A 15537-nucleotide genomic window follows, 5' to 3' on the forward strand; every position below is an offset into this window, starting at 1 on the left:
AAGAACTTGCTTCAATTTTTGTATTAACTCTAAGAGTCTTGAGTAAGTTGTATAATATAAAGAATCATCCCCACTATGCAAAAGCATTACACTGGGGCAAATTAATCTCTGTTACAGGTTCTGCACAGATGATTGTGCAAGCAGTCGGTTTTGTTAGTGGAATATTAGTGATCCGAATGCTTCCTGTAGAGGAATATGCGATATATACATTAGCAAACACAATGTTGGGCACAATGACAGTACTTTCCGATGGAGGTATCTCTACCGGAGTAATGGCTCAGGGAGGTAAAGTTTGGCAAGATAGAGAGAAGTTAGGAGCAGTTCTGGCTACAGGCTTGGATCTACGGCGTAAGTTTGCGATTGGTAGTTTAATTATCTCAATACCTATATTAGCCTATCTTTTACATACTCATGGAGTTAGTTGGCTGACCATAGCTCTCATAACAGTATCTTTAATCCCGGCTTTTTTTGCAGCATTATCTGATACATTACTACAAGTTCCGGCAAAACTGCATCAAGCTATACTTCCTTTGCAACGAAATCAAGTAGAGGTTGGTATTGGTCGCCTGGTGTTGACCGGAATATCTATTTTTGCTTTCCCTTGGGCTTTTGTAGCTGTTTTGGCAAGTGGTATACCTCGTATGTATGGTAATATAAAGTTAAGAAAGATTGCAAATGTATTTGTTGATAAGAGCCAAGAGCCAAATTTAGAAGACAGAAAGAACGTGTTGAAGATAGTAAAACGTTTATATCCAAGTTCTCTTTATTATGCCTTTTCTGGACAGATTACGATTTGGCTGATTTCTGTATTTGGTAATACATATTCTGTTGCAGAATTAGGCGCATTAACAAGAATCGTTGTGTTATTTACCATGTTTGAGATTTTGATAAATACATTATTTATACCTCGTTTTGCTATATTGACTCAAAAGAAATATCTTATGAGATGTTTCTTTTTCGTTATATCTTTTGTCTTAATTTTAGCTTTGCTTTTATTGATATTTACATATCTCTTGTCTGATCCTATTTTATGGCTTTTAGGGAATAACTACAAAAATCTAAATCTTGCCCTATTGTTAAAAGTTACTGGTAGCTGTATTGGTTTGTTTTCTAGAGCTGTTTATGCTATGTCAACCTCAAAAGGTTGGGTAATAAATCCAATGATATCTATTCCTATTAATTTATTGGCTATAATAGTAGGAATTCTTCTTTTTAATTTATCGACTTTAGAGGGTGTGTTAGTTTATAGTATATATTTATTGATAATTGAAGTTTTTGTCAATCTATCCTTTTTCTTTTTTAGGATTAAAAACTATAATCAACAGGTCGTAGGATGATTATTTTGTTTAACTTAGTAAGTTAGATGAAAATAAAAGCAGATTATTTAATTCAAGAGGTGATTAAATCGGAATATTGTAATTTATAAATTTAAATATGAAATATTATTATATCGTAGAAGGAAAATATAGAGGTAACTTAGGAGATGTTTTACAAGGAATGGTTGCCAAGCCATTTTTACCTCAGAATGCAATTCCTGCTGATCGAGAAGATTTAGCTTCTTTAGATAAGAATGAGCAAGGACTTCTTGTTGGGAACGCTTGGTATATGCATAGTTGGGATCGTTTTCCGCCACCAGATAATATTCAGCCAGTTTATGTCTCTGTGCATATCGCAGAATCTAAAATGCTTAAAGAAAAGTATGTAAGAGATCATTTCTTGAAAAATGCACCTATTGGATGTCGAGATAAGAAAACATTAAATTTATTTTTAGGCTGGGGGATACCAGCATATTATTCTGGATGTTTAACAATAACAACTGAGCGAAGGCCTGAAATTAATAACACGGGAAAAGGAGAATATCTATTAGTGGATAATGTTGATCATCCAATTCCAGACAATGTGGTGATGGCTCTTGAAAAACAGTTCAAACAGCAATTTATAAGAGTTTCGCATAATCCTCCAGTCGCCGATATTTCATTTGATCAATATGTTGATGAAGCTTCTCTTTTAATGAATTCTTTATTAGAGAGATATTGTAAGGCTGCATTGGTTATTACAACAAAAATTCATTGTGCTTTACCTTGTTTAGCTATGGGGGCAAACGTAGTTTTGATACATCCTAATTTAAACGACCCTAGAATTGCTTCTGTTAGTGAGTTTATGCAGATATATTCATATGAAGATGTTTTGAGGCAAGATAGATTGGAAAAGCCCAGAATAAATAGAAAAAGGATCGAATCAAGAAAGCAATTTCTATCTAATATTGTTGTGGAATCTGTTAAGGCTGGTTACAATATAATGAAAAGCCCTCAAGATTTAAAATTAAAAAAAATTAGAAGGACATCTTTTATTAAGGCAAGCATTTATAGTCGAGTGATATCCCTTTGGCTAAAGATAGGATTCTATCCTCCAAATTTGAAAAGAGTATATAGTCTAAAATCGAAAGGACATGACTAAGATTTTATTGTATTGTACTCAATTAACTGAGACAGGAGGAATAGAAAATCATATCTTAGAATTTTGTCAAAAGATGTGCTCTGTGGGCGTTGAAATAGATCTTATTGTTCCTCGTTTTAAAATGTTGGATAGGGATCAACAAACACTAAGAGATAATTGCTTAAACACTTATTTTTACTATAGTCCTCAAAAATATAAAAGTACGTTGTGGTTAATAAAGACATTATTGAAACTCCGTAATAAGAATTATGATGCCCTATATACTAATGGACAAGGTGAGAGTATTTATATTGTCGGAAAACTAATGGGAATCCCTAATTGGGTACATCACCATCACTCCTCTGGAGGAAAAGGAGATCAAGAAACATGGGGAAACCAATATACAAAGGCCTTAAGGGGAGCGAAGACTATTATTGCTTGTTCTAATAAAAATGCAAGAGAAATAGAGGATGTTGTAGGGCGAAGAATTGATTCTATACCATGTTTTTCTAGAGATCTTGGTGATAGTATTTCAGGGCCATTAGGAAACTCAGATATTCTTAACTTCGGATATTATGGACGTTTAATTAATGGTAAAGGTATAGAGCTAATTTGTCAGTTAAGTAATGATAAAGATTGTTCTCATATAGTGTTTAACCTTTGGGGGATAGGAGATGTTTTTACACCTAAATATTTTGAACAATTCCCCAATATCGTTTTTCATGGAGGATTTAAAACGAAAGAAGAACTTATACAAGTAAACTCATATATTGATGCTTTCTTACTTTTATCGGATTCAGAAGGGCTTCCAATTTCCTTATTAGAAGTAATGAGTGCAGGTATTCCTTGGATTGCATCTAATAAAGGAGGTATTAAAGATATTGCATGTTCCAAAGATTCAACAAGATTGGTAGAGGATCCATCAGATTATAATTTGATAAAAAGAGAGATTCTCTGTTTAGCTGATGATATTAAAAATGGAAGAATTTCCAGAGAGAAGCAAAAAGAACTCTATAAAAAGAAATTTGCGGCTAATATTCTTATCGATCAATGGCAGTCTATTTTTTTAATGTAATCAACAATAATGAAAATTATTTTATCACATCCGACAGGAAATGCAAACTCAAGGGCTACAGCAGAAGGCTTTATTGAGGCGGGTTTACTAAGCTATTTCTATACAACAATTGCAGTTTTTCCTGAAACTTTATTGCATAAGTTAGGAAAATTACCCTTCCTTTCCCTTATACAGCGAAGAATGTATAATCCTGTATTGAGACAATATACAAAAACTTACTGTAGATATGAGCTTGGTCGCATGATCTCAATGAAAATGAAACTTAACAAGCTTATAGAGCATGACGAGGATCCTTTTAGTGTAGCATCTGTTTACAAGCATCTTGATAAAAAAATTGCGACAGACTTGCCTGCTTTAGCTCTTAAAGGAGCAGACTCTATATATGCTTATTCTGATGGAGCAATGTACTCTTTTATAGAAGCAAAAAAGTGTGGTGTAAAATGCTTTTATGATTTATCAACAGGATATTGGCGGGCATTTCATAAACTTTTGTCAGAGGAGAAAGAACGTTATCCACAATGGAGCGATACTTTTTCTGGCTTTAAAGATTCTAAGGAAAAATTAGAACGAAAAGACAGAGAAATAGCTTTAGCTGATATGATTATTGTTGCCAGTCGATTTACGGCTGAAACACTGAAGGAGTATCCAGGCAAGCTTCCTCCTATTAAAATTGTACCCTATGGCTTTCCTCCTATAGAGAAAGAAAACAGGGTCTATGATGATTTTAAAGATAATAGAAAATTGAAATTATTATTTGTTGGTAAGCTAACCCAACCTAAAGGCTTAGCTGATGTTTTTGAGGCTATAAGAGAGTTAAAAGATAAAGTCCAATTAACTTTAGTAGGATCAATGACCGATAATGAAGCCTTAAAGAATGAGATTTCAGAACATACTTACTTAGGCACTTTGCCACACAAAGAAGTCCTGAAAGTAATGAGAGAACATGATATTCTTCTTTTTCCTTCTTTATTTGATGGTTTTGGTATGGTTATGACAGAAGCAATGTCACAAGGGACTCCTGTAATAGCATCTGACCGATCTGCTGCACCAGATTTAATAGAGCATGGTAAGAATGGATGGCTAATTCCATCCGGATCGGTAATTTCATTGAGTAGAATAATAGAAGAATTATCTGCTACCCCGTCAAATATTATAGAAGTTGGTAAAGCTGCTATGGAAACAGCAAGGAAACGTCCATGGAGTATGTACCAAAAAGAGTTAATTGACGCTATAAGATTGTGAATGAAATAGACATAACAAAGACAAAATATCTTGATACCCTAAAAAAAGGTATTTGGATATATATATTTCTTCTAATATTTGAAGGAGCTTTAAGAAAATGGTTTTTACCATCTTTAGCTACGCCACTACTTGTAGTAAGAGATCCTCTTGCAATGTGGCTTATTCTTATGTCATGGAAAAGGGGAGTTTTAAAGATGAATGCCTATACTGCTGTTGTAGGATTTGTTGGGATTATTTCTTTCTTCATTGCAATTCTTTTTGGACACGGAGAGTTATTGATTGCCATATATGGTGCTCGCACTTTGTTGATCTATTTCCCATTGATGTTTGTTATAGGCCAGATTTTTAATAAAGAAGATGTTATTCGGGTCGGAAAATTAATTCTATGTATCTCTATAGGAATGGTTATAATAAATATATTTCAGTATATCAGTCCTCAATCAGCATGGATTAACAGAGGAGTCGGAGGGGATATAACTGGCTCTGGATTTGGAGGTGCTTTAGGTTACTTCCGTTCTTCTGGTACATTCTCTTTTGCAACAGGAAATGCTTCTTTTTGGGGGCTTACAGGAGCATTCTTATTCTACTTTTGGTTGGTTCCTAAAAAAATTAGTCGATGGTTGTTAATCATGTCATCAATAGCATTTCTTATTGCTATTCCTATTTCTATAAGTAGAACTGTTTTTTTTCAAGCTTTGCTATCTTTATCCTTTGTCGGTTGTGTTTTACTTCGAAAACCCCAATATTTATGGCGCTTTTTAGTAACTGTCTTTGTTATTGTCATAATAACTGCTGTTTTAGCCCAAACGTCTTTGTTTAATACAAGTATTGAGGTCTTTTTAGCTAGGTTTACATCAGCAAATGAAAGTGAAGGTGGAGCTGAAGGCGTACTGATAGATCGTTTCTTAGGAGGAATGGTTAATGCGATAACAGGTTCTGAAAACCTTCCTTTTTGGGGATATGGAATCGGAATCGGCTCTAATATGGCTGCTGTTTATCTTTCTGGAGATAGGGCATTTATATTAGGAGAAGCCGAATGGGGGCGAATGATTGGTGAAATGGGAGTAATTTTAGGATTATCTGTAATTTTAATAAGAATAATTTTAGTAATACAATTGACTTTTAGAGCAATAAGAATGCTAATACAAGAGGAGCCTCTAGCCTGGATGTTATTGAGTTTTGGAGGTCTTACTATCCTACAAGGGTTATGGGCACAGCCCACAGCTTTAGGGTTTAGTACCTTGATTGGAGGTTTACTTATTGCAGCAACATCAGAACATACCACTAAGAAAAATCAAATAATAGAAACTAAAGAGCTTTGAAAGATTCAAAAATAATATTGATAACCAACGAATTTCCTTTTGGAAAAAGAGAAACATTTTTGGAAAGTGAAATTGAATTTTTGTCTCAAAAATTTGATAATATTGTTATAGTTCCTTCAAAAGGCTGTGATTGTATTCGAGAAACTCCACCTAATATTACTATTGATTATAGTTTAATCCATGAATTCAAAAAAAAATATTTTTGGATATTTAAATCTATTTTTTCAATACACAGTTTTACAACGCTTATTATTTATGGGCGCTTATGTCTTAAACGGAAAAAAATGATGAATTTATTAAAATATATGGTTGCTTATACTATATTTGACGATAATATTCATACGTTGGTGAAAAAATATAGTTCCTCATTAGTTTATTCATATTGGTTTAGCCCTGTGGTCGAGGTACTAGTAAACAAGAAGAAAGAAGACGATTCTTTTAAAATAATAACACGTGTTCATCGTGGAGATTTATATGAGGAAATTAGTCCTTTGGGTTTTTTTCCTTTTCGAGACAAGATGATCTATAAGATAGATAAAGTAGTAGCAATATCTACGCATGGACTTTCCTATTTAAAAAATAAATATAATTTGGATAATATTGAAGTATCTAAACTGGGGACAATCAATAAAAATGGTATTTCAAAATGCTCTTCTTCTGAAAATATATCAATAGTGTCTGTATCGAATATCATTGATGTAAAAAGAGTATATCTGATAGCGGAGTCAATTGTTGAACTAGCATCTTTAAATACAGGGTTTAATGTGATTTGGAATCATTTCGGAGATGGGCCTCAAAGATTATTCGTGGAAGATATACTAGAAAAAGCAAATGTTGTAAACTTAAAATATAAGTTTCATGGAATGGTTTCTAATAATAAAATATTTGATTTTTATAGAAATGAGAATATCGATTTATTTATAAATCTGAGTTCATCAGAGGGTGTTCCGGTTTCCATAATGGAAGCGATTTCTTTTGGCATTCCGATATTAGCTACAAATGTAGGTGGGGTCTCAGAAATAGTTAATGATACTACCGGTATTTTATTAGAGGAGGAACTTTTGAAAGAAAAAATTTCTGCATCTATTATAAAAATGAAGAAAATCAACTATGATAGAAGCAAAATTATTAAATTCTGGGATGATAATTATAATGCAGAAATTAATTATAATTCGTTTTCAGATATTATTAAGTATATGCTATAAATGAAAATATTACGTGTAATATCTAGTATGGATCCTAAAGGAGGAGGGCCTTGTCAGGGAATTCGTAACTCTATTTCTGAATTTAAAAGAAGAGGGATAGATAATGATGTTTTATGTTTCGATTCCTCCGATGTTGAATATTTAGGAACAGACGATTTTACGATATATACTATTGGTCCGTCTACTGGCCCGTATGCTTATTGTCCAGATTTGAAAAGATGGTTGCTTGATAATATTTTGAAATACGATGTAGTGATTATACACGGACTGTGGCTATATCACAGTTATGGCACATATAAAGTTTGGAATAACTTAAAGAAGTCTGGGGTAAAAGTGCCTCGTTTGTATGTGATGCCACATGGAATGCTCGATCCCTATTTTCAGAAAGCAAAAGGGCGGAAATTGAAAGCAATACGTAATTGGTTGTTTTGGAAATTAATAGAAAATAGAGTTGTAAATAATGTCGATGGAATCCTTTTTACATGTAAAGAAGAACTCCTTTTGGCAAGAGAGCCTTTCTTTCCTTATAAACCAAAGAGGGAATTGAATATCGGATATGGAGTACTACCTCCTCCTGAATATAATACAGAAATGGGAAATGTTTTTTTTGAGAAATGTATTCATTGGAACAAGAAACCACTTTGGTTATTTCTTAGCCGTATTCACGAAAAAAAAGGTGTAGATATTCTCATAAAAGCATATCTTAAATTGAAATTAGAAAACAATGAACTACCCCAATTGATTGTTGCGGGCCCTGGGCTCGGTACTAACTTTGGAAAGGAAATACAGAAAATAGCCAAGAATAATATGGATATCTTGTTTCCGGGAATGCTTGCTGGCGACAGTAAATGGGGAGCTTTTTATAATTGCGAAGCATTTATTCTTCCAAGCCATCAAGAAAATTTTGGTATTGCAATCGTTGAGGCCATGGCATGTGCCAAACCTGTTCTTATTACAAATAAGGTAAATATTTGGAGAGAAATAAAGGCTGGAGAAGGTGGATTCATCGGTTTTGATACAGAAGAAAGTGTATATGAAATGTTGAAAGATTGGCTATCTTTGTCTTCTCAGAAGAAAATAGAAATAGGCGAAAACGCTCAAAATACATATGTACAGTCTTTCTCTATAAAAGAAATGGCTGATAAAATGATTAATGTTTTTAAGGATGCATAATACAGACACACATACAGGGCCTTCTTTCTCTCTGAAAAACAGATTGGCTAGACTTGTCTGGATAATAACATATATCTTGTTTTTCCGATATTCACCTCGTCCGTTTCATATTTGGCGCTCTTTCGTCTTAAAGCTGTTTGGCGCAAAAATAGGACAGGGGGTACATGTATATCCAAAAGTTAAAATTTGGGCTCCATGGAATTTGGAACTAAAAAAAGAATGTGGGATTGGTAATGATGCAACATTATATTCTCAAGGGAGAATAACTATTGGAGAAAGATCCGTTATTTCACAAGGTGTGCATATTTGTACTGGCACACATGATTACACTCTATTGGGATTTCCTCTTTTTACAAATCCTATTACAATAGGAGATCAAGTCTGGATAGCAGCAGAGGCTTTCGTTGCCCCAGGAGTAACTGTTGGAGATGGTGCTGTTGTTGCTGCGAGGGCTGTAGTAGTTAAAGATGTCGCCCCATGGACAGTCGTTGGAGGCAATCCTGCAAAATTGATAAAGAAAAGAGAAATTTTAAACTAATTATGATTTCAGATCTAACAATAATATAAATTTTCAATAAAGATTTGAATTAAAAATGATTTCTATAATTATTTTAACTAAGAATGAAGAGAGAGATTTACCTAAATGTCTCGATTCTTTAAAATGGTCTGATGACGTTCATATCTTAGATTCTGGCAGTACAGATAAGACAATTAACATAGCCGAACAATATGGGGCAAAGCTAAGTTTCAATCCTTTTAAAAGTTTTGGTGATCAACGTAATTTTGCTTTAGATAATCTGGATATAAAATATGGCTGGGTATTGTTTCTTGATGCTGATGAAATTGCAACAACTGGATTTGTTGAAGCAATCAAAGAAGGAATTAATAATGCAGATGAATCTGTAGCCGGCTTTTATTGTTGTTGGAAAATGATGCTTGAAAATAGATGGTTAAAGCATTGCGACAATTTTCCAAAATGGCAATTTCGTTTACTAAGAAAAGGAAGAGCTTCCTTCACTGATTTTGGGCATGGACAAAAAGAAGGAGAAGTTAAAGGGGATATCATGTATATAAAAGAACCATATCTACACTATGGATTTTCGAAAGGCTGGGCACAGTGGCTTGATAGACATAATCGTTATTCTTCTTTAGAAGCTATTGATAGATTGAAAAAGTGCCCTCCTCTTAGAAATATTTTTTCTAAAAGCAAGAGTATTAGAAATGTTGCTTTAAAAAGTTGGTTAATAAGAATACCTGGATGGCCTTTCCTGCGTTTCTTTCATGCATATGTATTAAATCTAGGTTTTTTAGAAGGAACACCGGGTTTGATATATTGTGCTAATATGGCTTATTATGAGTTTCTTATAAAAATTAAAATAAGAGAAGCTAAGTTTAAATGATTAATATGCGCATTTTAATATACGGTATTAACTACACCCCGGAACTCACAGGTATTGGAAAATATACAGGCGAAATGGCAGAGTGGTTTGCAAAAGAAGGTAATGATGTACATGTAATTACGGCTATGCCTTACTATCCCGAATGGGAAATTCATCCCCGATACAGAGGGAAATGGTGGCGCAAGGAAGAGCTGAACGGTGTGAAAGTATATCGTTGTCCGTTTTATGTACCTAAACAAGTTGACTCAAAGAAGCGCATGATCCATGAGTTTTCTTTCCTTTGCAGTAGTTCTTTTCGGTGGTTCGCTGCTCTGTTCAAGAAAAAATACGATTTGGTTATAACCGTTTGTCCTCCGTTCCATATCGGTATTTCCCCTTATATATACTCCATATTCAGAAAAACAATACAGGTAACTCATATTCAAGATCTACAGATAGATGCGGCAAAAGATCTGAATATGCTTTCAAACGGGACATTATTATCATTGATGTTTCGGTTAGAGAAGTTTTTACTCAAGAGAAGCGATTATGTTTCAACCCTTACTTTAGGTATGAGGCAGCGTATTGAGAATAAGGGTATTCCGGAAGATAAAATTGTAATGCTACCCAACTGGGTTGATATAGACTTTATAAAACCCTTACCTGTTGAACAGAGCCTAAGAAACAAATTGAATATTCCTTTCGGAGATAAAGTAATTTTGTATTCCGGCAATATGGGCAAAAAGCAAGGCCTAGATCTACTCATCAATGTGGCGGCAGAATATAGAGATCAAAAAAATATCCATTTCATAATGGTTGGCTCAGGAGCCGAAAAGAATAATCTCGAAAAACTGGCGATGGGTAGGAATCTTGTTAATATGAAGTTTTATCCACTACAGCCATACGAAGAGCTATCGGCTTTGCTTTCATCTGCCGATATTCATTTGGTTTTGCAAAAAAAGGAAGCCTCCGATTTGGTTATGCCCAGTAAGTTGACAGGAATTCTCGCTGCCGGAGGCTGTGCTATTGTTACAGCGGCAGCAGGCACTTCTCTATACGAAGATGTGAAGAAAAATAATATGGGGATATTATGCGAGCCTGAGTCGGAGCAAGATTTGAAAGAAGCGATCGATAAAGCCCTATCTATGGATACTTCAGAAATAAGAAGAAATGCAAGGGAGTATGCTGAAAACTATCTTAATAAAGACAGAATATTATCCCGGTTCTTAGAAACAGTTACCAAAAAGTAAAATTATGGCAGAATCTCTCCTGATAAATAATGATCTTCCCAAAGAGGAAAAATATAAGTTGCTTCTTCCTCAGCTGAAAGCATTGATAGAGGCAGAGCCTGATACAATAGCCAATATGGCTAATATATCATCAGCCTTAAAAATGACTTTCGGATTTTTCTGGGTAGGCTTTTATATCGTAAAGAGAGAAGAGCTCGTGTTAGGCCCTTTTCAGGGTACTATTGCCTGCACCCGAATAAAGTATGGCAAAGGCGTTTGTGGCACTGCATGGAAAGAAAAACGTATTGTGATAGTGGAAGATGTAGACCAGTTTCCCGGACATATCGCTTGTGATGCAAACTCCCGTTCAGAAATTGTACTACCATTGTTCGATAAAGATGAAGTGTTTGCAGTACTTGATATAGACAGTAATCAGGTCAATCATTTTGATGCTACAGACGCTCACTATCTAGAAGAGATAGTTCGACTTATCGAATTCCAATATTGATCTTTTCTTCTCTTAAAAAGGGAATATAAAAGGAAGTACAAGTATCATTACAATACCCATAATCAGCTGCAAGGGCAGTCCTACTTTTATGTAATCCATAAAGCTATAACGTCCGGCAGTCATAACCAGAGCATTCGGCGGCGTTGAGAATGGAGATGCAAAACACATACTGGCAGCAACCGCAACTGCAAATAAGAATGGATACGGACTCACTCCCATGCCGATTGCTGCTTTGAGTGCTATCGGAGCAAATAATACTGCTGTAGCTGTATTGCTTATAAACATAGTGAGAAGAGAGGTGCAAAAGTATATCCCTGCAAGCAAAGCGTAAGGAGCTAATTCTCCAAATCTATCTCCCCCTAGAGTATCTACTAATTTCCCTGATATCAAGGTGTCTACTCCTGTGTTCTGAAATGCGGTTGCCATAGGCAGCATTGCTCCAATCAAAACAACACTTTCCCAGTTGATACTACCGTAAGCCTCTTCTACATTCCGTAAACAGCCAGTTATAACCATGGCTACAGCAGCCAGCATAATTGCTATAACAGACGGCAATATCTCAAAAACCATTGCTATTACCATCAGTATCATTATACCTGCCGCAACAGGGGCTTTTTGGTCTAAGGTAACTTTTGCTGCTTCCTTTAGTGGTTGCCCAACCAATACAAGGTCGTCCTGCCTGCTGTCGAGGTTGGCAAGGTCCTTCCATGTTCCTTGTATCAGTAATGCGTCTCCCGAATGTAATTTAGTATCTTTTATGTCATGCATTTGATATTCTTTTTGTCGCTGAATACCTAGTACATTGACATTATATTCTTCTCGAAACTGTATTTCCGATATTGTACGATTTATCAACCTCGAGTTAGGCATAATAAAAACTTCTGCAATTCCCGATTCTTGAAAATCTGAAAAGGAATTAGGTTTACGTTCTTTCTCAAAGTGAAGGTTGTTTTCGGTAACAAATCTTTGAATATTTTCTATATCACCATGGCAATAAAGTTCGTCTCCTTTTTGTATAATTGTTTTCGGTCCTGCAACCTCTTCTGTATAGTTCTTTCTGAATCGCGAATTCTTATTTGTCCTTATTACTTTACTTATACTAATATCATATATTGTTGCTATTTTCAGTTCAGCAAGAGTTTTGTTTAGTATAGGAGAGTCTTCGTTGACTTCTATTTTATACGATTGATGCAACAGATTATATTCTTCTGCAAGTTCTTTTAAAGATTTACCTTTTTTCTTCGAAGATGAGGAGTCCTCTTTAGTAACAAGTAATTTGCTTAAGAAGAATAAAACAACTATTCCCACCGATAGGGCAACAAAACCAATAGGAGCAAACGAAAAGAATGAAAGAGCTTCGTATCCGGCATTTACCAATGCGTCTTGTATCACAAGGTTTGGAGGAGTACTGATCAGCGTAAACATCCCCATACTGCTGGCAAAAGCCAAAGGCATAAGATAGCGCCGCGAGCTTATATTAGCACTGGCTGCCATACTAACTATAATAGGCATCATCACAGCCACAGTTCCCGTATTGCTCACAAATGCGCCTATAGAAGCCGTAACAAGCATGACTAATATGAACAACTTATTCTCGTTACTGCCAGCGGTTTGTAATATCTTACTACTTATCATTTTGGCTAGTCCTGTACGAAATATACCTGCCCCTACAACGAATAAGCCTATCATCATGATAACAACTGAGTTGGAAAAGCCGGCAAGAGCTTCGCTAGGGGACAATATTCCAAATATAGCCAAAGCGAGAAGTGCGCATACGGCGACCAGATCTGAACGTACTTTTCCACTCATGAAAAATGCTGATGCTATAACCAGTACTATGAGAGTAATATTCATTTGAGACAGTAAAGAAGATAGTTCCATGTTGATTTGTAAATTACTTATTCTCCATCAATAATTACAAAGATAGAAATCCTCTCTCATGTACTCCCGCCTTTCTACTGTGATTATAGATAAGATAGGATTTATTTACTATTTTTTGCTTTTATAAATACAATCTATCAGTTTGAAGCTTCATTTTGTACAATGTATTTAGGCATCTGATCGAAATATATTACTTTTGCTCTCGCTTATCGAGTTTTGGCAAGCCTTTTGTTGTATAAGTAATAACGTGAGATTATACAGATGGATCATTTAGTGGTGATTTGTCTTTGCTCCCGATTAATTGATTAAGAATAAGATAAATACTAAGATATGGAGGATAAATACACCGATACAGAAAGTTCGGAAGAACTAAAAGATCTGACAAATGATCAGTTGGAAGATGTAAAACAAGATGACATCAGTGACAATGTGACCGATTGGGAAACAAAATATAATGAGCTGAATGATTCTTATTTGCGGCTGAACGCAGAGTTTGACAACTATCGTAAGCGTACATTAAAGGAAAAAGCTGAGTTGCTGAAGTTGGGCAGCGAAAGAGTCTTATTAGATGTTATTTCTGTGGTTGACGATTTTGAAAGAGCTTTAGATAATATCTCTAAAACAGAAGATATAGAAGCTGTAAAAGAAGGAGTAGAACTTATCTATAGTAAGTTTAAGAATTTCCTTACCAAGCATGGAGTAACCGAAATAGAGACTATTGGTCAGCCTTTCGATACTGACAAACATGAAGCTTTAACTACTGTTCCGGCTCAGTCAGAGGACGATAAAGATAAAATAGTAGATAGTGTGCAAAAAGGGTATATGCTTGATGATAAGGTTATTCGTTATCCCAAAGTAATTGTTGCAAAATAACAGAAAATAGAAAAGGAGATTGATGGCAACAAAACGAGACTATTATGAAGTGCTGGAAGTAACAAAGACAGCTACTTTTGAAGAAATAAAAAAAGCATATCGTAAGAAAGCAATCCAGTATCATCCCGATAAGAATCCGGGTGACGAGGAGGCCGAAGATAAATTTAAAGAAGCCGCAGAAGCATATGAGATTTTGAGCGATGAACAAAAACGTGCAAAATATGATAGATATGGACATTCTGCACCTGGTGGATTTGGAAGCAGTCATTCGGGTGGTTTCTCAATGGACGATATATTCTCTCAGTTTGGTGATATTTTTGGTGGTCACTTCGGTGGTGGCTTTGGCGGATTCGGAGGGCAACGTGGCCCGAGAGCCAATAGAGGCTCGGATCTTCGAGTAAAAGTTAAACTTACCCTGAAAGATATTGCTGCGGGAGTAGAGAAAAAAATAAAAGTCAACAAGTTTGTTGCATGTACCTATTGTAAGGGTACAGGAGCCGATGGTGGAACAGCTTACGAAACTTGTTCTACTTGTAAAGGATCGGGAGTAGTTACTCGTGTAATGAATACGATATTGGGACAAATGCAGACGCAGTCTACTTGTCCTACCTGCAACGGTGAAGGAAAAACAATAACAAAGAAGTGCTCGCACTGTGCAGGCGAAGGTATCGTCAAAGAAGAAGAAGTTATTTCGATAAATATACCTGCGGGGGTAGCAGAAGGTATGCAACTCTCGATGAGCGGAAAAGGTAACGCTGCTCGCCATGGAGGTGTGAATGGAGATTTGCTTATACTTGTAGAAGAAGAACAACATCCGGAATTGTTTAGAGATGATAATGATGTAGTTTATAATCTTCTTTTAAGCTTTTCTACGGCTGCTCTTGGTGGCAATGTTGTTGTTCCTACAATAGACGGAAAAGTAAAAGTAACCATAGAACCCGGAACTCAACCGGGCAAAGTATTACGCCTTAAGAATAAGGGATTGCCTAGTATTAACAGGTATGGAACAGGAGATTTGCTGATAAATATAAGTGTATATATCCCTGAAACTTTAAGTGATAGCGAAAAGTCAACTCTGACAGGATTGGAGAATTCTCCTAATTTTCAACCTAGCAAATCTGTAAAGGATAAAATATTCAGGCATTTTAGGAAAATGTTTGATTAAACATAAGGTCTAAGACCTGTTTATATACTGAGAGAGGAAAGCAATCTGA

The 15537-nt window shown here is 35.3% G+C and carries 13 protein-coding genes and 1 pseudogene; 13 read left to right on the forward strand and 1 reads right to left on the reverse strand.

The genetic code is table 11. From position 1 onward, the window contains the following. Positions 1-38 precede the first annotated feature (38 nt). The 11 genes and pseudogenes from BGC7_RS05460 to BGC7_RS05510 all read left to right on the forward strand — a co-directional run bounded on the left by BGC7_RS05460 (position 39) and on the right by BGC7_RS05510 (position 11569). A complete protein-coding gene (locus BGC7_RS05460; RefSeq protein ID WP_050700562.1) occupies positions 39-1337 on the forward strand; it encodes an MATE family efflux transporter in 1299 nt (432 codons plus the stop codon). A gap of 97 nt (positions 1338-1434) precedes the next feature. Further along, a complete protein-coding gene (locus BGC7_RS05465; RefSeq protein WP_050700563.1) occupies positions 1435-2457 on the forward strand; it encodes a polysaccharide pyruvyl transferase family protein in 1023 nt (340 codons plus the stop codon). After that, positions 2450-3511, forward strand: a complete 1062-nt coding sequence (locus tag BGC7_RS05470; RefSeq protein WP_050700564.1) for a glycosyltransferase family 4 protein — start codon at positions 2450-2452, stop codon at positions 3509-3511. Before BGC7_RS05465 ends, BGC7_RS05470 begins: the two co-directional genes overlap by 8 nt. A 9-nt stretch (positions 3512-3520) precedes the next feature. Continuing rightward, positions 3521-4753: a glycosyltransferase family 4 protein gene (locus BGC7_RS05475; protein ID WP_050700565.1), complete on the forward strand. Its 1233-nt coding sequence runs from the start codon at positions 3521-3523 to the stop codon at positions 4751-4753. After that, positions 4750-6075, forward strand: coding sequence for a hypothetical protein (locus BGC7_RS05480; protein ID WP_087880048.1), 1326 nt, complete (start codon positions 4750-4752; stop codon positions 6073-6075). The genes BGC7_RS05475 and BGC7_RS05480 overlap by 4 nt, the downstream gene beginning before the upstream one ends. Next, positions 6072-7280 (forward strand): glycosyltransferase, encoded by a 1209-nt coding sequence (locus BGC7_RS05485; RefSeq protein WP_157258666.1) that lies wholly within the window; start codon positions 6072-6074, stop codon positions 7278-7280. The genes BGC7_RS05480 and BGC7_RS05485 overlap by 4 nt, the downstream gene beginning before the upstream one ends. Further along, a complete protein-coding gene (locus BGC7_RS05490; protein WP_050700568.1) occupies positions 7281-8453 on the forward strand; it encodes a glycosyltransferase in 1173 nt (390 codons plus the stop codon). It abuts the gene before it with no gap. 367 nt (positions 8454-8820) lie between these two features. Further along, positions 8821-8976, forward strand: a pseudogene (locus tag BGC7_RS18300) (putative colanic acid biosynthesis acetyltransferase); the annotation flags it as partial. A 70-nt stretch (positions 8977-9046) separates the two neighbouring features. Then, positions 9047-9853: a glycosyltransferase family 2 protein gene (locus BGC7_RS05500; protein ID WP_050700570.1), complete on the forward strand. Its 807-nt coding sequence runs from the start codon at positions 9047-9049 to the stop codon at positions 9851-9853. A 5-nt stretch (positions 9854-9858) separates the two neighbouring features. Further along, complete coding sequence (locus BGC7_RS05505) at positions 9859-11082, forward strand: WcaI family glycosyltransferase (protein WP_050701048.1); 1224 nt, start codon at positions 9859-9861, stop codon at positions 11080-11082. 4 nt (positions 11083-11086) lie between these two features. Continuing rightward, positions 11087-11569 carry a GAF domain-containing protein gene (locus BGC7_RS05510; RefSeq protein WP_050700571.1) on the forward strand — a complete coding sequence of 161 codons (483 nt, stop codon included), beginning with the start codon at positions 11087-11089 and terminating at the stop codon, positions 11567-11569. 12 nt (positions 11570-11581) lie between these two features. On the opposite strand, the gene BGC7_RS05515 is transcribed toward BGC7_RS05510, so the two are convergent. Then, positions 11582-13423, reverse strand: a complete 1842-nt coding sequence (locus BGC7_RS05515; RefSeq protein ID WP_050701049.1) for an SLC13 family permease — start codon at positions 13421-13423, stop codon at positions 11582-11584. 357 nt (positions 13424-13780) lie between these two features. Here BGC7_RS05515 and BGC7_RS05520 point away from each other — a divergent pair, with 357 nt between their 5' ends. Further along, positions 13781-14323, forward strand: a complete 543-nt coding sequence (locus tag BGC7_RS05520; RefSeq protein ID WP_050700572.1) for a nucleotide exchange factor GrpE — start codon at positions 13781-13783, stop codon at positions 14321-14323. A gap of 22 nt (positions 14324-14345) precedes the next feature. Continuing rightward, complete coding sequence (dnaJ, locus tag BGC7_RS05525; protein ID WP_050700573.1) at positions 14346-15488, forward strand: molecular chaperone DnaJ; 1143 nt, start codon at positions 14346-14348, stop codon at positions 15486-15488. The last annotated feature ends 49 nt before the right edge of the window (positions 15489-15537 follow it).

This window comes from Dysgonomonas sp. BGC7 (genome assembly GCF_001261735.1).
In the GTDB taxonomy this organism is placed as follows: domain Bacteria; phylum Bacteroidota; class Bacteroidia; order Bacteroidales; family Dysgonomonadaceae; genus Dysgonomonas.

Excerpts from the sequence above, each read along its gene's own strand:
- BGC7_RS05465 (WP_050700563.1), top strand. The coding sequence starts at position 1,435 with ATGAAATATTATTATATCGTAGAAGGAAAATATAGAGGTAACTTAGGA.
- BGC7_RS05470 (WP_050700564.1), top strand. The coding sequence starts at position 2,450 with ATGACTAAGATTTTATTGTATTGTACTCAATTAACTGAGACAGGAGGA.
- BGC7_RS05475 (WP_050700565.1), top strand. The coding sequence starts at position 3,521 with ATGAAAATTATTTTATCACATCCGACAGGAAATGCAAACTCAAGGGCT.
- BGC7_RS05490 (WP_050700568.1), top strand. The coding sequence starts at position 7,281 with ATGAAAATATTACGTGTAATATCTAGTATGGATCCTAAAGGAGGAGGG.
- BGC7_RS05500 (WP_050700570.1), top strand. The coding sequence starts at position 9,047 with ATGATTTCTATAATTATTTTAACTAAGAATGAAGAGAGAGATTTACCT.
- BGC7_RS05505 (WP_050701048.1), top strand. The coding sequence starts at position 9,859 with ATGCGCATTTTAATATACGGTATTAACTACACCCCGGAACTCACAGGT.
- BGC7_RS05510 (WP_050700571.1), top strand. The coding sequence starts at position 11,087 with ATGGCAGAATCTCTCCTGATAAATAATGATCTTCCCAAAGAGGAAAAA.
- BGC7_RS05515 (WP_050701049.1), bottom strand. The coding sequence starts at position 13,423 with ATGAATATTACTCTCATAGTACTGGTTATAGCATCAGCATTTTTCATG.
- BGC7_RS05520 (WP_050700572.1), top strand. The coding sequence starts at position 13,781 with ATGGAGGATAAATACACCGATACAGAAAGTTCGGAAGAACTAAAAGAT.
- dnaJ (WP_050700573.1), top strand. The coding sequence starts at position 14,346 with ATGGCAACAAAACGAGACTATTATGAAGTGCTGGAAGTAACAAAGACA.